Genomic DNA, 18,391 nt, shown 5'->3' on the forward strand with positions numbered 1-18,391 from the left:
AATGCTAAACAATAAAAAAAATTGTATTAAATTAGGCATAACACAAAACTGCATTGACGTTTTTGCGCATTTTTCACATTTGCCCTATGCAATTCTATTAGATTCTGCAAATAGTAATCATATAAACAGTCGTTTTGATATTGTTGCCATTGAGCCGCAAAGTACCCTTGAAGTAAAAAATAATAAAAGCTTTTTAAATAATATAGAAAGTAGTGATAACTGCTTTGAAATTATGAATAATGAGCTTTCGCATCTTGATAAAACAAAAGCCGATTACGATTTACCCTTTAACGGCGGCTGGCTTGGCTACTTTGGCTACGACCTAGGGCGTACAATTGAAAACATCCCCACTCATGCTATTGAAGACATTAATCTTCCCCAAATGGCTATTGGCCTTTATTTAGATGCCCTTATTTACGACAAGCAGCAACAAAGCTGGTTTTATGTATCGCAGCCAAACACCAATAGATTATCGCTTTATGAGCAATATTTAAATACACACGTTAACTCTCAAGTTAATACGCAGTCCTTTGCCCTAAACAGCGACTGGCAATCAAATATGAGTAAAGAAGAATACGCTACAAAATTTGCTCAAATTGAGGAGTATTTAAAAAGTGGCGATTGTTACCAAATTAATTTAGCGCAGCGCTTTAACGCTCAGTTTGAAGGCTCCCCTTGGGCAGCTTATATTAAATTGCGTGAAGCAAATAAAGCGCCGTTTTCGAGCTTTATAAATCACCCTCAAGGGGCTATTTTATCGATTTCCCCTGAGCGCTTTATATCTGTAAATAATAACGTTGTAGAAACCAAACCTATTAAAGGCACACTGCCACGAAAAGCGGATGCACTGGAGGATCAACGCCAAGCCCAAACACTCGCAGCATCAGCTAAAGATCGCGCTGAAAATGTAATGATTGTTGATTTACTACGTAACGACTTAGGCAAAGTAGCAAAACCAGGCAGCGTTCACGTCCCTTCCCTTTTTGCTATTGAAAGCTTTCCGGCAGTGCATCATTTAGTCAGCACGGTCACCTCAGAACTTGATGAAGGTAAAACAGCGGTCGATCAGCTAAAAGCGGCTTTTCCGGGTGGCTCAATCACCGGTGCGCCAAAAATTAGAGCGATGGAAATAATTGAAGAACTAGAGCCGCATCGCCGCAGCATTTATTGTGGTTCAATAGGTTATTTAAGTGCATGTGGAAACATGGACACCAGTATCACTATTCGTACCTTGGTGTGCCACAAAGCGCAAATTTACTGCTGGGCAGGCGGCGGAATAGTAGCTGATTCTAAAGTCGAATTGGAATATCAAGAAACTTACGATAAAGTAAATAAAATCCTCCCTTTATTAAAACAGTAGGTCGCTTTGAATAGTGAACACATTATGGCGCGGTTTCTGTTAAGCCCTACAGCTTCGCCAAACCAGTTAAAAGACACGCGTAAAAAACGTGCTAGCGCTGTTATGCTGCCAATTATTGATATAGACAACCATGCACATATTTTACTGTGTAAACGCCCTACTTATTTACACCATCACCCTGGGGAGATTTGTTTGCCCGGGGGTAAGTTTGAAGTAAGCGACATTACCCTTCGCGCCACAGCCCTTCGCGAACTAAAAGAAGAGCTAAATATTGCCCAAAACAACGTTAATGTATTAGGTCACTTACCTGAGTATTCAACATTAACGGGTTTTAGTATTAGCCCCTATGTGGGTTTACTTAATAAAGGCACCACCTGGGAAAATGACTATAATGAAGTACAAGCGAGCTTTTTGCTCTCGGTCACTGAGTTAAATAACGAAGCTAATTGGCAACCCTTACCTTTTCAACGATTTGGGAAAACGGTTATTTTGCAGGGTTTTAAAACGCCACATGGTTTACTTTGGGGTGCGACTGCAAGCATTATAAAAAACTTTACAAAACAACTCGCCTTACCAGTTTAAATCTTCGTTATTAGTAGTTACACAATCACAATTCCACGTTATCATGCTCGACCGTTCAAAGAGCAGCTTCGTGCTGATAAAACAAAGTAGAGACACACATTATGATCAGTGCATTTGATATGTTTAGCATTGGTATTGGCCCTTCGTCATCACACACCGTTGGCCCAATGCGCGCATCACGCTTATTTGTTAATGACCTACAAGAACAACAATTATTAGCAAATGTGACCGATATTAAAGTAGAGCTTTATGGCTCTTTGGGACAAACAGGTGTTGGCCATGGATCGGGTAAAGCCGTAATTCTTGGTTTAGCCGGTTATGACCCTGAAACTATAGATGCCGATTTAGTCGACGACATTTTAGCGACCATCGAAAAAGATCAGGTTATTTATCTAAACAAAACACACAAAGCTAAGTTTCCAAAACAAGGCGCTATTGTTTTTCATCGTCGCAAAACGCTGCCTAAGCACTCTAATGCAATGGAAATTATCGCCTCAAACAACGGCGAAAAAGTTTACAGCAAAGTATATTACTCTATTGGCGGTGGCTTTATTGTTACTGATGAAGAGTTTGAAAACGAAAAACAAGCAGCCATTGATATTAGAGAAGAAAACCCAGCTCCTTTCCCTTTCAGTAGCGCAAAAGAGCTACTAGAGATGTGTAAAGAGTCAGGGCTTAGTGTTTCAAGCTTGATGATGAAGAACGAAAAAACACTGCGCACTGAAGATGAAATAAAAGACACGCTGTTTCATATCTGGAAAGTAATGATGGCCTGTATTGAGCGTGGTATGCGTACCGAAGGTATTTTACCTGGCGGCTTAAAAGTAAAGCGCCGTGCGCCAAGCTTATACTTAAAACTAAATATAGAAGTCAGTAACGACCCACTTCGTGCAATGGACTGGGTTGATTTATTTGCCCTTGCCGTAAACGAAGAAAATGCGGCAGGTGGTCGTGTAGTTACCGCACCAACTAATGGTGCTGCGGGTATTTTACCGGCTGTGCTTATGTACTATCACACATTTGTGAAAGAAGTAGACCGCGATATAGCCACACGTTATTTATTAACGGCTGCTGCTATTGGTATTTTATATAAAAAGAATGCCTCTATATCGGGTGCTGAAGTAGGTTGCCAAGGTGAAGTTGGCGTTGCGTGCTCTATGGCTGCAGGCGCATTAACAGAAATTGTTGGTGGCAATGTTGTGCAAGTAGAAAACGCAGCAGAAATTGGTATGGAACATAATTTAGGCCTGACGTGCGACCCTGTTGGTGGCTTAGTACAAGTACCGTGTATTGAACGTAATGCAATGGGCGCTATTAAAGCAATTAACGCTTCACGTTTAGCTATACGTGGCAGTGGAGAGCAAAAGGTATCACTTGATAAAGTGATTAAAACCATGCTTGAAACCGGCAACGATATGAAAACTAAATACAAAGAAACCGCTCGCGGTGGATTGGCTGTTAATATTATTGAATGTTAAAAATAACTAAAAAAGGCCATACAAATTTGTATGGCCTTTTTTATCTAACTGTATAAATTTAAGACAAAAATGCAAATTTAATAATAAACAGTGCCGTTAAAATCCATACGCTAATTGTGACTTCGTCTTGCTTACCACACAACACTTTTACTACCGTATAAGATATAAAACCAAGTGCTATACCATGAGCAATTGAAAACGTTAATGGCGTCATCAGTAAAACGACTGTAACGGGAATGGCATCGGTCATATCATCCCAATTAACAAACTTCAGATTTTGTAGCATTAAAACTGCAACATATAAAATGGCTCCAGCGGTTGCGTAAGCTGGTACCATTTGCGCAAGTGGTGCAAAAAACATCATAAGTAAAAAGCAAATACCTACCACAACCGCTGTTAAACCAGTACGCCCACCTACAGATACACCTGCAACAGACTCTATATAAGATGTTGTAGTAGAAGTGCCCAACATAGCGCCTGCAATTGTTGCTGTACTGTCAGCACTTAGCGCTCTTCCTAACCGAGGCATATTTCCTTTTTCATCAGCAAGCCCTGCTTTTTGAGTAACTGCAACTAAAGTACCCGAGGTATCAAATAAATCCACAAACAAAAATGCGAAAATAACGCTCAACATAGATAATTCAAGTGCAGCACCAAAGTCAAGCTGCATAAAAGTAGGTAAAATAGAAGGAGGCGTAGCAACAATTCCATGGTATTCAACAAGCCCTAAAGCCAGTGCGATACCGGTCACTAATAAAATACTAATTAACACACCACTTTTAAAGTTACGATATAAAAGCGCAGCAATAATAAAAAAGCTGAAAATAGCTAATAATGGGCCAGCTGAAGTTATATCACCTAATTGTACTAACGTTGCAGGGCTGGCAACGATGATCCCCGCATTTTTAAGAGCAATTAAAGCTAAAAATGCGCCAATACCCGTTGCAATGGCCCGCTTTAAAACCAAAGGAATGGCATTAATAATCCACTCACGAACTTTAAACAGGCTTAGAAGTAAAAATATACACCCAGACATAAAAACAGCACCTAATGCCGCCTGCCATGTGTAACCCATCCCTAATACAACACCATATGTAAAAAATGCATTTAACCCCATTCCAGGCGCTAATGCTAAAGGATAATTAGCCCACAACCCCATAATAAAACAACCAATAGCAGCTGCAATACAAGTTGCTACAAAAGCAGCTCCCTGATCCATTCCAGCCTCTGCTAACATGGCAGGGTTAACAAATACAATGTAAACCATTGTGATAAATGTAGTAATACCCGCAATGCATTCACGGCGGACTGATGAGCCATTCTCACTAATTTTAAATAAAGCTTCGAGCATAATAGACTTATGGTTGTAAAAAGTGGCAATATTTTAACATAAAAATCATCTTTTACAGGACATTTTACCTTGCGATATACTAAACTATTGACTTAGTTACATAACGAATGAGTGAGCATGATAAAAACAACACCGACAGGCCAAGATTTAGAGCAGCAGTTAGACAATATACTGTCCTTTGTCACGCAACCTAGCGACACTAACTCAACGCCAACTAACGAAAATAGTCAGCAAAATACACTGAACAAAGCACTGTATTATTTAAAAAACAATCAAAATGCACTTGCTGCGAAGTGGATGCGTTTAGCTGCGATGTCTGGAGAACTTCGAGCACAATTTTACTTAGGACTATTTTTTGTAAAAGGCCAAGGTGTTCCGCAAAGTGTATTTCATGCTGTTGCATGGCTAAGCTTATCAAGTAGTCAAGGTCACGAGCCAGCAACTACTGCATTAACTGACTTGCGTAAACACATTGAAACTAAACGCTTTAAAGATGCCCAATGCTACGCTGCAAGTTTATATGAACAAATTCACCAATTGCAGTTTTCTCACCTAATACCAAATAACGCTAACGAAGAGTAAATTACACATACGAAACTATGCGCTGTAATTTACACATGAAATCATTATTTAAAGCTGCCATATCAACCTTCAACAGGTGTATACAGTATTCAACACAATAATGCACAGTTGGAAACAACAACATAAAGGTAAATTTAAATCATTAAATATTAATAACTTAAAAAAATGACAATTTAAAAAAAGTCTAAATCTTAAATTATCGTACAAAAAAATAGCAAAAAACACTTGCACACAAACACTGTATAAACTACTGTATGTAAATACTGTATAAAAACCCAGTGAGTGAAGCGATATGTTACAACCAATTACCGTACGAACAGTTAAAAGCTACCAACAAGACAATAAAAGCGATTGTGTTAATTTAATTGAAATTGAAGATGAAATTTCGGCAACATTTGAGCTATTAAAAGTATTACATCAATACAATAGCTTAAATGCTTGGACATTATTAATCGCACCCGATCACGTCCCTAGTAAAGCGCTACTTGATTCGTGCTCTATCGATACGAGTAAATTACTCGTTATTAGACAAAAACACTTAGTGAATCTAGAGTACGTATTAAATTCGGCTTTACACAACGGTAATTTTGCAGCTGTAATTACTTGGACTGATATAGTTAATAACCAGCTATTAACTAGCTTATCTCTGGATATGAGTAAAACAAATACAAAGTTATATTGCTTCACGAAAAACAAACAAACCACAGAGATATTACTAGCTCAATAATCTTGTTAAACTAACATTTTAGCTTTACACCAAAATTATGACCTCACTGAATAAAACATTATGTCTTTGTGGCAGCCAACAAAATTATGTTGACTGCTGCGAACCTTTTCATTTGGCAATACAGCATCCTCAAACACCAGAGCTACTTATGCGCTCTCGTTATAGTGCTTATGCACTCAAAAATGCTAAGTATATTTATCAAACATATACAACAGATAAACAGCCCGAAAACCCCGTTAAAGAAATTAAAGAATTTGCAGATGGTTGCCGCTTTATAAAACTGACAATTATAGACTCAGGGCACGATGATAGTCAGGGTTTTGTAGAATTTAAAGCGCACTACTTTTATGATAATTTATACTGTGAATTGCACGAACAATCAAAATTCATTAAAGAAAAAAAGCAGTGGAAATATTCTGACGGCGTTATATTACCTGTTGCAGATATAAAAATTGGCAGGAACGATGATTGCCCATGTGGCAGTACTAAAAAGTATAAAAAGTGCCATAGCCTATAAACCTCAACTTACCCAGGCATCAGGTATTTTGAAACACACTAATTAGTTAAATGATATGTACTCTAGTTTTGTACATATTATTTAACTTAATGTGGCGCATACGCACGAAAAGTTATTTATTTCCAAAAAACTCAGCGTCTCTAAATAAAATTTTATACCAATCTGCTTATGTATGGGGTCTATTTAACGTTAAGAAAATTACGCTAGAACTAGGCAAAAGTTTTTGTATCTAGTTGTTCTAAATAAAAAATTTTAACGACGTTATAGTGCAATTTAATTCGTTAAATTGATCAAAGATTTATGCAGGTTGGTATTATAGGGTTATGAGATAATTTATATTGTTCAAATACTTATACCAACTCTTTTAATTAAGTGAGCTATTTTTAGATAACAGAATCGTGTCGATAACAAGACAAAAAATCGTTATTTAATTGTCCTATATCAGAAATTTTTAACGCCGTTAGCGTCAGATTTAATCCCTCAAACTGATTAAGCATGATTGCGGATTGGTTGGTTAGTATTATTCAGATTGATATTAAAACCCACATAACAAAAATGGACCACTTGGGTCCATCTCTACTTTACGAGTACTTAAAATTTAAGAGTTACTCGTCGTCATCTAAATCAGCTTGTTGACGCTGTGCCGGCTTTGCTAAAATCTCTACGTAGAAAGACTTTAAATCTTGCTTTTCGATGTCGCTGATATGATTGCTAATCTCTGCAACGTGCACTACTTGAGCATCTTCAGCTGTATTACCAAACTTACAGTCAAATGCCCAGTAATCAGCATCTTCAGGTAGCGTTTTATTACGTTCTCTTTTCAAATATTTTTTCACTTCGTGCTTTGCAGCATCGACCATACGAGGGTATTTGATTTTCTCGTGATTCAGCGTGAATGTTTTCTTCATTACGTTCCTAATTACCTTGGTTTAATGATAACGGCATTTCATGTCATACCATTTGACATCATTATAGCAATTGCATTAAATTTTTGGATGGTTTTTTTAAACTAAATCAATTTTTAGGCAATTAACATTATAAATAGCTACAAAGCCTCTCTTTTTAGCCATCATTATTATAAAAATGACCATTTAAAGCTTGTTTTACTGGGCCTGACATAAGCTGATTTGAAATCGTAGATAGATAAATTATTTTGTAGGTCAATATTATGCTGTAGCTAAGTGAAGCGGTTGATGTAATGATTCATCATTAAGACCATCATAGAATGAAGCTACGTCCATTTGCGGATGCGATAGCTGAGTCTCTTTGTTCTTAATACGTCTGCGCACAGCTAGCTCACAATTATCAAGCACATTGAGTGGAATATGAGCTAAATCATTTCTTATTGAAAGTGGTTCAGGGTTTAAGCAGTGTCGTAACTTAATATCGCTCATACCTGCATGCTCTCCCACATTTGATAATAAAGCGGCGTTGTGTTGCCCAATCAGCATATTAAATTCATCAGGTGCTAAAGGCTGCTTCGGACCCGAACCAAATTGCTTACGAAGTGTCTCTTCTTCAACAATAGGGTTTTCAATATCTGTTTTTGGAAAATGGAACTGACTAAAATCAAGCGCATCGTGGGATAACATTGCCAATAAAAGAGAAAACTCTCCTCGACGTTGTTCGTGTACACTTTTATTCAACCGTGTACTTAGTTGACTCTCTGTGATTAACAAATCGTCGATTTGCATAGACTTTAGCCGATTATTGTAGGTAATAGATATTTATCGGCTTTATTTCATTTTTCTTTAGCTTTTTTCTTTACTTAAATATAAGTTTTGCTATTATCAGCGCCGTTGCACTGGAGGGGTTCCCGAGCGGCCAAAGGGATCAGACTGTAAATCTGACGGCTCAGCCTTCGCTGGTTCGAATCCAGCTCCCTCCACCACTTTTCTTACCGCTAAGTTAAGTGGGGCCAAGTGTAACAAAATTAGTGTGGAGGGGTTCCCGAGCGGCCAAAGGGATCAGACTGTAAATCTGACGGCTCAGCCTTCGCTGGTTCGAATCCAGCTCCCTCCACCACTTTTCTTCTAAAATACCTTATATTTTAAACTTCAATAATTTTTTAAAATTCCCACTGTAAACTTTGTCCATTATTCTTTAACCAATCTGATGCTATCTTATGATCCGGATAAAACTTAGCTACACGTTGCCAAAATACACGACTGTGGTCTAAGTGACGTAAATGAGCCAACTCGTGGACTATGACGTAGTCTATAATTGATTTTTTGGCTCCAATCAAGAGTAAGTTAAACGTAAGCTCACGTTTACTATTACAACTCCCCCATTTACGTTTATAGATACGTATTCGTAAATCATTCGGTAAAGGTTCCTCCATTAGTTTACAAAAGTGGGCAAGACGCATATCAATATATAATCCTAATTTTTCAGTTAAATACGCCTCAAGTAATGTTTTATACTTCAATTTTTTATGGCTCACTCGAGAAGAACACAATACGCTTAATGTATTCTCATGCTCTATAACTTGAGAATGCAAAGCGTGTTCAAACGTTATGTCTATAAGATTTGAGAAAATTAGAATTTTATGTGTTTCGAGTGGATATTGCTTTGAGTCTGCAATATTAATCTGTTTATCAAGTTGGCTATTTACCCAATCTCGTTTCTCAACCAACCATAAATCCAACTGTTTTTTAGGAACATAATGAGGCGCATAAACGGTTATTGACCGTTGGTGCACTTTAATAGCAACAGTCTTACGTCGGGCACTTCGCTTTAATTGATACTCAAACAACAGTTCTACCACATTTAACCAACACGAAATTTCTAATATTTTATACCAATAGGCTTAAGTATGGGATCTAATTAATAATAAAAAACAGGTCTATAACTAAGTGAAAACTTTATATCTAACTGCTTCAAACGATAATAGAAGACCAAGCCTTGCTGACCTTACAATATTAAAGTTCATTTTATCTAAGAGCGATTTAATCGCTGCGTGAGGTGTGTCACCTAGTGGGGTCGGTAACTTTTCATGCGTTACCTTACTGACTTACATCCATGTGAAAACAAGTAAAAACCTAGCAAAGCTTCTGCGTCCTGATCACGATTTTCACCTATATTTGTGCAGCGACAAAACGTAAATTACCTTTAGGTTGAATCCTAAAAACAGCGCATGTCTGGCACTTATGTTAACTGTACAAGCACAAATAATTGCTAAAAAATACAGTTTCACTTGAAACAAAAAAGCAGCGAATAAACCCCAATTAGATATTATTCAAAGTGATAGCAGTATGATAAAAACTTACACATAAATTCATATAATGGGAATTATAGGATTAACTACATTAGCTTTTTTAGATGAATGCGAACCTAAGTTAACCGATGGATAGTAAAGTTTTATATACGAGTAATCATGAGATGTGATCTCATGGCTATTACCACTGTCATCTTTAAAATACATTGAAAACGTTACACCATGATCAGCAAGAACCGCTTTTATATTTAAACTTTCAAGATGACTAAGCCACTGTATAAATTGCTCCCCTGTTGCCAAAAATGCAATTCCTTTACTGCGCCCCTCACCTTCAAAAAGTGCTAAACGAGTCGTTGAACTAGCATCCTCGAGCGTTAAAGGTCCTCGTCCGTCCTCATTCCAAAAAGCAAGTTCGGGTACTATACTAAAACCTAAAACGCGCTCATACCATTTAACTGCATTCGATAAATTTTCAACATTCAAATGGCAATGATCAATACCTGACAATTTAGGCATATTTTTATTATCCACGTTACTCACCAATTTCTGACTTTAATTGCTCTAAAAACTCATGCATGTAAACTGTACGCCTATTCGCTTCTGCTTTAGCTGATGGGGTATTCATGCTTTGAGCAATATGTAATAGTTTTATAAAAAAATGATCAAGTGTATATTTTTTATCATCAGCTTCTCGTTCAATACAAAAAGGGTCTTCTGGGTTATACAATAACCGAGAAATTGAGCCGCCAACTTTCATACATCGACTCACTCCAATCGCACCTAGTGCATCCATTCTGTCAGCATCTTGTACTATTTGCGCCTCAACTGTTTTAATTTCTATATTTGCGCTAAAGCTATGAGCCGCAATAGCATGATGAATATCATCAAAAAGTGACTCGTCATAATCAATCGATTTTAAAAATTCCAGTGCCTTATCTGCTGCCATAGTAGAGGCTTTTGCACGATCAGGGTGGTTTTTAGCCACCGCCACACAGTCATGCATCCACGCTGCAGGTAATACAACTGACATATTAGCCTGCTCTGCATTACATAGTTTTATTGCAACGCGCACCACTCGCTCTATATGCGTAATATCGTGAGCCACATCGGCATGCACTAAAGAGGTTATCAATTCTCTGCATTGTGAATTAAGTATTTGTAAATCGGGGCTTAAAACGGCGTCAGGCACTTTCAGGTTCCAAAAGCTAATTAATAAGTGAATTATTAGTACTTTACCGTGCTTTATAGCTCTCTTGCAAAACATTCATTGTATGTTGCTCCTTGCTTGACTAAAATACAGCGCTTATTTATTACTACTGAGAAGCCTTATGTCATCTGCCGTTTACCTACAAGCTGGTCGCGATAAATCATTAAAAAGAAAACACCCTTGGTTATTTTCAAAAGCCATCAAAAAAATTAAAGGTAAACCTGGATTAGGCGACACAGTAACGATTCACGATAGCGAAGGTAAGTTTTTAGCAACTGCTGCTTATAGCCCTCATTCACAAATTCGTGCACGTGTTTGGAGTTTTGATGAAAAAGAAATCATCGATCAAAACTTTTTTGAACGCCGTTTACGTCGCTCATTAGAAGCACGGAGCCAAGTAATAGAAGAAGGCGGATTAACAGGCTTTAGATTATGTGCAGCTGAGTCTGATTACTTACCAGGCGTTACAATCGATAAATTTGATAATGTACTAGTTTGTCAGTTACTAAGTGCGGGTGCCGAGCGTCATAAAGGCGAGATTGTTGGCGCGTTAATGGCTATTTTTCCAGGTTCTAGCATATACGAGCGCTCAGACGTAGAAGTACGTACAAAAGAAGGTTTGGAGCCAATTAAAGGTGTTCTTTGGGGTAATGAGCCAACACAACCTGTACTTATTGAAGAAAACGGCTTAAAAATTGAAGTCGATATAATTGAAGGTCATAAAACCGGATTTTACTTAGATCAACGCGATAGCCGTGCTGCACTTGAGCGTTTTTCAAAAGACAAAACGGTACTTAACTGTTTTAGTTACACAGGTACATTTTCGTTGTACGCTTTGCGTGGCGGGTGTGAGCATGTCACTAACGTTGATGTATCGCAACCAGCGTTAGATACTGCTAAACGTAATGTTGAGCATAATAACTTAGACTTAAATAAAGTTGATTTTGTGAAGCAAGATGTCTTTAAGTTACTGCGTCAATACCGCGACGAAGGCAGACAGTTTGATACCATCGTAATGGATCCACCAAAGTTTGCTGATAATAAAGCGCAGCTAACGGGCGCGTGTCGTGGTTATAAAGACATCAACATGATTGCCATGCAAATACTAAAACCAGGTGGAACATTACTGACATTCTCTTGCTCTGGCTTAATGGAGCAAAACCTATTTCAAAAAGTTGTTGCTGATGCGGCTCTTGATGCGGGCAAAGATCTACTTATAATGGAACGATTAAATCAAGCAGCCGATCACCCAATTGCGGGTAGCTACCCTGAAGGCTTTTACTTAAAAGGCTTAATTTGTAAGGTTTTTTAATATCTAATCATTCAATTTAATTAGTTAAACTGAATGATTTCAAGGCCTGCTGTTATTGTGCCATCATCTTCTTTGCTGGCACGTATTACCTTAGCCGTTGCTTTTAACGGTGCAATGCTAGGGTGAGTAGACGCTATATCAACTGTTAAAATAGTATCTGGCTCAAGTAAATCATCCAAATGCAATGATAACCCTGTCGCGCTCAAATCAACACACTCTGCCGTATAATTCAAGCCAGCTACTGGCTCCACTGTTGTTAAATTTGCAGTCGCATTTACCTGCATACGTCTAAAGTTTCGTTTGTCATCTGTGAACATAAATCCCTCTAAACTATTGTATTAATTTGCTCTAACAATACACTCATTGAAAATGGTTTTACTACATAAGCATCGCATCCTGCGTCAAATCCGGCTTTTTTCTCCAACTCCGACTCAAGGCCAGATACCATAACAATAGGTATATTTTTTGTCTCCGGGGTATGTTTTAGCATACGACATGTATCGTAACCATCAAGTCCTGGCATGCACACATCAAGTAAAATTATATCAGGTGGATTAGCAACCGCTGATGCTAAACAACTTTTACCTGAATCAGCATAGCTCACATCAAATTTAGCAGTGAGTGCTGCTTTAAGAATTTCATAATTAAAATACTCGTCGTCGACGACTAGCAGCCGTCGTGTTTTAGGTTCGATCAATGAGGACATGGGTATGCCGTTTCCTTCTCAAAGCAAAAATAAGTCCTCCCATTAAGGTACTAAGCTTAATAGAAAATGCAAGTTTTATTCTATTTCTTTTATTGCATTTAAAATGCGTTTTGATGAAATAGGATAAGGAGTTCCTAATGTTTGGGCAAACAAAGAGACTCTTAGTTCTTGCTGCATCCAAAAAATAGCGGTTACTTCTTGGGGAATTGGCAACCCTTTAGGTGTTTTATTAGTTAATTTCTTATATTCAATTGCCACTTTATCAAGTTCAAGTACGCATAACCTATCTCTGTTTGGATCAACTGGTAATTTTTCTAAGCGTTTTTGAATAGCTTTTAGGTAACGGATTAAATCCGTTATTTTATCTGCGCCATGCGCGCTCACAAAACCTTTAAATATAAGTGACTCAAGCTGTGATTTTATATCGCCGTGCGCCGTTATCATGGTTAAATCAACGCGCCCTTTCATTTTTTTATGCAGCGCGTGAGCAATACTTAATACTTGCTCAACCTGCGTTGCAATCGACACAACAGCATCACCGAGCTCACCGCGTATTTGCTCTTTTACTGTTTCAAATGCTTTTTCGTCACGTATATCACCGTGTTTAACTAATAGGCTATCGACACCTGCGGCTATACAGTCATCAATTAAATCAGCTATTTTACCAAATGGATTAAAGTACAAACCCAGCTTTGCTTTATTCGGTAAGTTTTGTTGTAAATACTTAATTGGCGATGGCACATTTAATAACACTAAACGGCGCAAACCTTGTTGATGTGCTTGCTGCGCTTTTGCTTCGTTATCAAACAGCTCCACTGCAGCGGCTGATTTTTTATCCACCAGCGCAGGGTATGCTTTTATCTCATATTGGCCTTGTTTTTTAACATATGAAGATGGCAGCTCACCAAAATCCCATTGTGTTAGGTCTGATTTTTCAATGCCTTTATCGGCTACTTTAGAGAGTGTTTCGGTTACTTCACCTTGCAGCTCTGCTTTAAGTTTGGCTAAATCAAGTCCACGAGCAAGTAACTTATCGTGTTCATCACGTACTTCAAACTGCAATCTTAAATGCGGTGCAAGCGCGGTTAAATCCCATGCCTCTGGATCAACTTTTACACCTGTCATTCTCAATAAACGCGTCGTTAATGCATCAATTAAGCTCCCTTGCATTGGCTCAATAGCTGCCAGCACTGCATCAGCATAGTTTGGTGCTGGCACAAAATTACGACGAAGCGATTTAGGCAATGACTTTATAAGTCCACTTATTAGCTCATGCCTAAATGCTGGTATGTGCCAGTCAAAACCACTTTCTTGCACTTGATTCAACAGCGCGACCGGTATTTGTACCGCAACGCCATCAACGGCTTGGCCTGGATCAAAATGATAAGCAAGCGGCAATATAATATTGTCTTGCTGCCATGTATCAGGGTAGTCAAACTCGGTTATATTACTTGCACCATGCTGCATTAACTCTTCACGAGTCATGTGTAAGTAATGCTTATTTTGTTGTTTTTGTGTTTTATACCATTTTAAAAATGCAGCGCGGTTATTAATTTCTTTGGGTATTTTTTTATCGTAAAATTCAAATAACGTTTGCTCATCAACTAAAATATCACGACGACGTGACTTATTTTCCAGAACTTGAATATCTTCTATTAGCTCACTGTTAAATGCTAAAAAGCGCTCATTTAAGCCCAGTTCTTGCTCAACTAATGCAGTGCGCACAAAAAGCTCTCGACTCACTTTAGGGTCTATGTTGCTATAAACACAGCGGCGTTTATTTACAACAAGTAAGCCGTATAAAGTTTGCTGTTCAAACGCGATTACCGCACCTGGCTTTTTCTCCCAATGAGGTTCTGTGTAACTACGTTTAACTAAGTGCTGTGCTAATGGTTCTACCCAGTTAATGTCTATTTTTGCATTTGTGCGGGCATATAATTTACTGGTTTCTACCAGCTCTGCCGACATAATCCATTTAGGGCTCTTTTTAAATAAACCTGAACCCGGAAAAATATGAAACTGACTATTACGTGCACCTTTGTATATTTGCTTCTCATCTTTAAAGCCAATGTGGCTCAGCATTCCACTTAGTAACGCTTTGTGAACGAGTTCGCCATCAGCCGCTTGGCTGGTTGCTTTCATGCCCATTTCGTTACACACAGTACTTATTTGATAAACAATATCTTGCCATTCACGCAGGCGCATATAGGCTAAGAAGTCTTTTTGACACAGCTTCCTAAATTGGCTATTAGTCAGCTCGCTTTGCTGCTCTTCTAGGTAATTCCATAAGTTTAAAAAAGCGATAAAATCAGAATCTGGATCATCAAAACGACCGTGCTTTTCATTGGCCGCAGCACGTTTTTCTTGTGGGCGTTCACGTGGGTCTTGAATGGACAATGCTGCCACAATAATAATCACTTCACGCAATGCGCCAAGTTTATGGGCCGTAAGTACCATTTTAGCTAAACGAGGGTCAACCGGTAATCGGCTAAGCTCTCTACCTGAAGCGGTTAAACTCGTTTTGTTATCACGTTTGTCTGGTTTTACTGCTTGTAGTTCTTCTAATAACGATAGACCATCACTTATATTACGGCTATCTGGCGCTTGCACGAACGGAAATTGCGCCATATCACCAAGCCCGAGTGCCAACATTTGCAAAATAACTGAAGCAAGATTAGTACGCAGTATTTCAGGGTCGGTAAACTCTGGGCGCGATAAAAAATCATCCTCAGAGTACAAGCGAATACAAATACCCGCTTCAACACGTCCACAACGACCCATACGCTGATTAGCACTTGCTTGTGATATAGGCTCTATTGGCAAGCGCTGTACTTTTGTACGATAGCTGTAGCGACTTATACGCGCAGTACCTGGGTCTATGACATAACGAATACCCGGCACGGTGAGTGACGTTTCGGCTACGTTAGTCGATAAAATAATATGGCGACGAGAATGTGGCGCAAATATACGGTTTTGCTCTGCGTTAGATAAGCGCGAATAAAGTGGCAATACATCGGTGTGTTTTAAATTACGCTTGCTAAGTGCATCAGCGGTATCGCGTATTTCACGCTCACCATTTAAAAATATGAGAATATCGCCAGGGCCTTCAGCGCACAGCTCATCAACGGCATCAAAAATACCTTGTAGCTGATCGCCCTCCGCTTCCATATCATCTTTATTAATATCAGTAATAGGGTTGTAGCGCACATCAACAGGGAAAGTACGACCCGATACTTCTATAATGGGCGCATCATCAAAGTGCTTTGAAAAGCGCTCAGGATCAATAGTCGCTGAGGTAATTATTATTTTTAAATCAGGGCGTTTTGGAAGTAGGTTTTTTAAGTAACCTAGAATAAAGTCGATGTTTAAACTACGCTCATGCGCTTCATCGATAATAATCGTGTCGTATTGATTTAAAAAGCGGTCTTGCTGAATTTCTGCCAGTAAAATACCGTCAGTCATCAGTTTTACATACGTATTATTAGAAACCTGATCGCTAAAACGTATTTTAAAGCCAACTTGCTGACCAAGCTCACACTTCATTTCTTCAGCAATACGATTAGCCACGGTACGCGCTGCTAATCGACGTGGTTGCGTATGCCCTATTAAACCATCAACACCACGACCAAGCTCTAAACACATTTTAGGTATTTGAGTTGTTTTGCCTGAGCCCGTCTCACCGGCAATAATAACCACTTGGTTATTTGCAATGGCGTCTTTAATTAATTCCTTTTTTTGACTTACTGGCAATTGCTCAGGGTAAGTCACTTTAGGGAGGCCAGCTAAGCGCTTATCGCGTAATTCTTGGCTACGGGTTATATCAGCCGCTATTTTTTCAAGCGCGTTGGCATGCTTGTTTTCATCGGTTATTTTTTTTACGCCATGTAAGCGTTTTTTGAAAATGAATTGATCTTTTTTTAAGCACGTTTTTAGCTCGCCAAACAACTGACCTAGGTTTACCACCCGCATACCTTATAAAATTAGTTAAAGAGCCGTAATTGTATCAAATTAAACGGCTGGGGTTAATCCTACAAAATGCATAACGCGAGGTTGTTTGTTATATAAACGCTGTTATTGAACTAAACGGTGAATAATAAATTTATTTTAAGCAGTTATTTTCAGCGTTAACTACATTGAATAAATTAAATGACGTTGGCTTATTCGTCGTTAAAAATGCCCACGTAGGTCGCTTGCGTATTCGATTTACTAGCTCGATACATGCCAGAGGTATTAAACGGCAAGCTAATATTACCCTTAGTATCAATAATAATGACGCCGCCAGTGCCACCAATGGGCTTAAGCACACCGTTTATAACTTCATCCCCTGCTTCGGCTATGGTTTTACCTTGGTACTTAACGCGCGCACATATATCGCTTGCTACGTTATAGCGAATAAAATATTCACCATGCCCTGTTGCTGATACCGCGCACGATTCATTTTCAGCAAATGTTCCGGCCCCAATTACCGGCGCATCCCCCACGCGGCCATAACGTTTTGCCGTCATACCACCGGTTGATGTACCTGCTGCTAAATTACCATTTTTATCAAGCGCCACTGCGCCAACCGTGCCCATTTTGTAAGAGTTAGGTAATGCTTTGTGCGCGGCTTGGTACTCTTTAGTGGTTGCTTTGGCTTTATCTAATTTTTGTTTTGCTTTTAAAAGTGCTTTGTAGCGAGGCTCGGTATCAAACAAGTTATTTTCGATAAGTTCAACACCTTGCTCTTTAGCAAACTCTTCAGCGCCTTGCCCACTGAGCATTACGTGTACAGAGTTATCCATTACCAAACGCGCTAAATTAATTGGGCTCTCAATATGCTTTACACCCGCAACTGCACCTGCTTCACGGTTTCGACCATCCATTATTGATGCATCAAGCTCATGTCCGCCATCGTAAGTGTATACCGCTCCACGCCCTGCATTAAAATAAGGGGATTGCTCTAATACTGCAATTGCTGCAGTCACCGCATCTAAGCTTTCGCCGCCTTGATGTAATACTTTATAACCTGTCTCTACTGCTTGCGTTAATTTTGCCCGATACTCTTTTTCTTGAGCGGGTGTAAATCGTGCTTTTTCTATTGTCCCTGCCCCACCATGAATCGCAATGGCAAAAGGAGTCTCTGCAGCTAATGCACTATTGCTTAAAGCAACAAGGCTGCTCGCAAAAATGGCTAATAATGGTATTTTCATAATGAGTTCTTTTATGGGGAAGTTATAAACCAATGTGAATGGTTGCGGGCTTAATTTCAACCAAAGTGAGTTTAATGACATAAAAAAAGCGCCTTAAGGCGCTTTTTCAAAATTTAACGTGTTTGTAATACCAATTTTATTAAAAACATGATTATTCTAGCGT

The 18,391-nt window shown here is 38.7% G+C and carries 17 protein-coding genes and 2 tRNA genes; 9 read left to right on the forward strand and 10 right to left on the reverse strand.

What is annotated here, in order from left to right:
• Position 1 precedes the first annotated feature (1 nt).
• The 3 genes from pabB (at position 2) to LOS73_RS14745 (ending at position 3,420) form a co-directional block, all read left to right on the forward strand.
• A complete protein-coding gene (gene pabB / locus LOS73_RS14735) occupies positions 2-1,360 on the forward strand; it encodes an aminodeoxychorismate synthase component I (protein ID WP_457933908.1) in 1,359 nt (452 codons plus the stop codon).
• A 6-nt stretch (positions 1,361-1,366) separates the two neighbouring features.
• Positions 1,367-1,942: an NUDIX hydrolase gene (locus LOS73_RS14740; protein ID WP_457933909.1), complete on the forward strand. Its 576-nt coding sequence runs from the start codon at positions 1,367-1,369 to the stop codon at positions 1,940-1,942.
• A 101-nt stretch (positions 1,943-2,043) separates the two neighbouring features.
• On the forward strand, positions 2,044-3,420 hold the full coding sequence (locus LOS73_RS14745) for an L-serine ammonia-lyase (protein WP_138489333.1): 1,377 nt from the start codon (positions 2,044-2,046) through the stop codon (positions 3,418-3,420).
• A 58-nt stretch (positions 3,421-3,478) separates the two neighbouring features.
• On the opposite strand, the gene LOS73_RS14750 is transcribed toward LOS73_RS14745, so the two are convergent.
• Entirely contained in the window at positions 3,479-4,771 is a 1,293-nt protein-coding gene (locus LOS73_RS14750) for an NCS2 family permease (RefSeq protein WP_007375892.1), read from the reverse strand.
• Positions 4,772-4,888: 117 nt separating this feature from the next.
• Here LOS73_RS14750 and LOS73_RS14755 point away from each other — a divergent pair, with 117 nt between their 5' ends.
• The 3 genes from LOS73_RS14755 to LOS73_RS14765 all read left to right on the forward strand — a co-directional run bounded on the left by LOS73_RS14755 (position 4,889) and on the right by LOS73_RS14765 (position 6,597).
• Positions 4,889-5,353 carry a tetratricopeptide repeat protein gene (locus LOS73_RS14755; RefSeq protein WP_007375893.1) on the forward strand — a complete coding sequence of 155 codons (465 nt, stop codon included), beginning with the start codon at positions 4,889-4,891 and terminating at the stop codon, positions 5,351-5,353.
• 292 nt (positions 5,354-5,645) lie between these two features.
• Positions 5,646-6,080: a SulA-like leucine-rich domain-containing protein gene (locus tag LOS73_RS14760; protein WP_007375894.1), complete on the forward strand. Its 435-nt coding sequence runs from the start codon at positions 5,646-5,648 to the stop codon at positions 6,078-6,080.
• A gap of 37 nt (positions 6,081-6,117) precedes the next feature.
• Positions 6,118-6,597: a YchJ family protein gene (locus LOS73_RS14765; RefSeq protein ID WP_457933910.1), complete on the forward strand. Its 480-nt coding sequence runs from the start codon at positions 6,118-6,120 to the stop codon at positions 6,595-6,597.
• Between the two features lie 605 nt (positions 6,598-7,202).
• Here the strand turns inward: LOS73_RS14765 and LOS73_RS14770 are convergent.
• Together LOS73_RS14770 and LOS73_RS14775 are read right to left on the reverse strand one after the other, a co-directional pair.
• Positions 7,203-7,505: a DUF6172 family protein gene (locus tag LOS73_RS14770; RefSeq protein ID WP_007375896.1), complete on the reverse strand. Its 303-nt coding sequence runs from the start codon at positions 7,503-7,505 to the stop codon at positions 7,203-7,205.
• Between the two features lie 258 nt (positions 7,506-7,763).
• Positions 7,764-8,291, reverse strand: coding sequence for a VC2046/SO_2500 family protein (locus LOS73_RS14775; RefSeq protein WP_033023203.1), 528 nt, complete (start codon positions 8,289-8,291; stop codon positions 7,764-7,766).
• 112 nt (positions 8,292-8,403) lie between these two features.
• Here LOS73_RS14775 and LOS73_RS14780 point away from each other — a divergent pair.
• Together LOS73_RS14780 and LOS73_RS14785 are read left to right on the forward strand one after the other, a co-directional pair.
• Positions 8,404-8,488 (forward strand) — tRNA-Tyr (locus tag LOS73_RS14780).
• 49 nt (positions 8,489-8,537) lie between these two features.
• Positions 8,538-8,622: transfer RNA gene (locus tag LOS73_RS14785), tRNA-Tyr, on the forward strand.
• 43 nt (positions 8,623-8,665) lie between these two features.
• Here the strand turns inward: LOS73_RS14785 and LOS73_RS14790 are convergent.
• From LOS73_RS14790 to LOS73_RS14800, 3 genes are all read right to left on the reverse strand, one after another.
• Positions 8,666-9,364, reverse strand: a complete 699-nt coding sequence (locus tag LOS73_RS14790; protein WP_007375898.1) for a M48 family metallopeptidase — start codon at positions 9,362-9,364, stop codon at positions 8,666-8,668.
• A 510-nt stretch (positions 9,365-9,874) separates the two neighbouring features.
• A complete protein-coding gene (locus tag LOS73_RS14795; RefSeq protein ID WP_457934971.1) occupies positions 9,875-10,330 on the reverse strand; it encodes a VOC family protein in 456 nt (151 codons plus the stop codon).
• 16 nt (positions 10,331-10,346) lie between these two features.
• Positions 10,347-11,078 carry an HD domain-containing protein gene (locus LOS73_RS14800; RefSeq protein ID WP_394366551.1) on the reverse strand — a complete coding sequence of 244 codons (732 nt, stop codon included), beginning with the start codon at positions 11,076-11,078 and terminating at the stop codon, positions 10,347-10,349.
• Between the two features lie 64 nt (positions 11,079-11,142).
• Here LOS73_RS14800 and LOS73_RS14805 point away from each other — a divergent pair, with 64 nt between their 5' ends.
• Positions 11,143-12,333, forward strand: coding sequence for a class I SAM-dependent methyltransferase (locus tag LOS73_RS14805; RefSeq protein WP_007375901.1), 1,191 nt, complete (start codon positions 11,143-11,145; stop codon positions 12,331-12,333).
• A 20-nt stretch (positions 12,334-12,353) separates the two neighbouring features.
• Here LOS73_RS14805 and LOS73_RS14810 read toward each other — a convergent pair whose 3' ends face one another.
• The 4 genes from LOS73_RS14810 to LOS73_RS14825 all read right to left on the reverse strand — a co-directional run bounded on the left by LOS73_RS14810 (position 12,354) and on the right by LOS73_RS14825 (position 18,228).
• Positions 12,354-12,650 (reverse strand): PilZ domain-containing protein, encoded by a 297-nt coding sequence (locus tag LOS73_RS14810; RefSeq protein WP_008135574.1) that lies wholly within the window; start codon positions 12,648-12,650, stop codon positions 12,354-12,356.
• Positions 12,651-12,658: 8 nt separating this feature from the next.
• The gene (locus LOS73_RS14815; protein ID WP_007375903.1) at positions 12,659-13,039 is read right to left on the reverse strand and encodes a response regulator; all 381 of its coding nucleotides are present in this window, start codon (positions 13,037-13,039) and stop codon (positions 12,659-12,661) included.
• 75 nt (positions 13,040-13,114) lie between these two features.
• A complete protein-coding gene (gene hrpA, locus LOS73_RS14820) occupies positions 13,115-17,002 on the reverse strand; it encodes an ATP-dependent RNA helicase HrpA (RefSeq protein ID WP_457933911.1) in 3,888 nt (1,295 codons plus the stop codon).
• A 194-nt stretch (positions 17,003-17,196) separates the two neighbouring features.
• Positions 17,197-18,228, reverse strand: coding sequence for an isoaspartyl peptidase/L-asparaginase family protein (locus tag LOS73_RS14825; protein WP_033031341.1), 1,032 nt, complete (start codon positions 18,226-18,228; stop codon positions 17,197-17,199).
• Positions 18,229-18,391 lie beyond the last annotated feature (163 nt).

Source organism: Pseudoalteromonas sp. SCSIO 43210, assembly GCF_054133285.1.

What these genes read in the sequence shown, in the direction of transcription:
- LOS73_RS14765 (WP_457933910.1), top strand. Translation starts at nt 6,118, where the DNA reads ATGACCTCACTGAATAAAACATTATGTCTTTGTGGCAGCCAACAAAAT.
- pabB (WP_457933908.1), top strand. Translation starts at nt 2, where the DNA reads ATGCTAAACAATAAAAAAAATTGTATTAAATTAGGCATAACACAAAAC.
- LOS73_RS14805 (WP_007375901.1), top strand. Translation starts at nt 11,143, where the DNA reads ATGTCATCTGCCGTTTACCTACAAGCTGGTCGCGATAAATCATTAAAA.
- LOS73_RS14810 (WP_008135574.1), bottom strand. Translation starts at nt 12,650, where the DNA reads ATGTTCACAGATGACAAACGAAACTTTAGACGTATGCAGGTAAATGCG.
- LOS73_RS14815 (WP_007375903.1), bottom strand. Translation starts at nt 13,039, where the DNA reads ATGTCCTCATTGATCGAACCTAAAACACGACGGCTGCTAGTCGTCGAC.
- LOS73_RS14760 (WP_007375894.1), top strand. Translation starts at nt 5,646, where the DNA reads ATGTTACAACCAATTACCGTACGAACAGTTAAAAGCTACCAACAAGAC.
- LOS73_RS14755 (WP_007375893.1), top strand. Translation starts at nt 4,889, where the DNA reads ATGATAAAAACAACACCGACAGGCCAAGATTTAGAGCAGCAGTTAGAC.
- LOS73_RS14825 (WP_033031341.1), bottom strand. Translation starts at nt 18,228, where the DNA reads ATGAAAATACCATTATTAGCCATTTTTGCGAGCAGCCTTGTTGCTTTA.
- LOS73_RS14795 (WP_457934971.1), bottom strand. Translation starts at nt 10,330, where the DNA reads ATGCCTAAATTGTCAGGTATTGATCATTGCCATTTGAATGTTGAAAAT.
- LOS73_RS14745 (WP_138489333.1), top strand. Translation starts at nt 2,044, where the DNA reads ATGATCAGTGCATTTGATATGTTTAGCATTGGTATTGGCCCTTCGTCA.
- LOS73_RS14800 (WP_394366551.1), bottom strand. Translation starts at nt 11,078, where the DNA reads ATGTTTTGCAAGAGAGCTATAAAGCACGGTAAAGTACTAATAATTCAC.
- LOS73_RS14775 (WP_033023203.1), bottom strand. Translation starts at nt 8,291, where the DNA reads ATGCAAATCGACGATTTGTTAATCACAGAGAGTCAACTAAGTACACGG.
- LOS73_RS14770 (WP_007375896.1), bottom strand. Translation starts at nt 7,505, where the DNA reads ATGAAGAAAACATTCACGCTGAATCACGAGAAAATCAAATACCCTCGT.
- LOS73_RS14750 (WP_007375892.1), bottom strand. Translation starts at nt 4,771, where the DNA reads ATGCTCGAAGCTTTATTTAAAATTAGTGAGAATGGCTCATCAGTCCGC.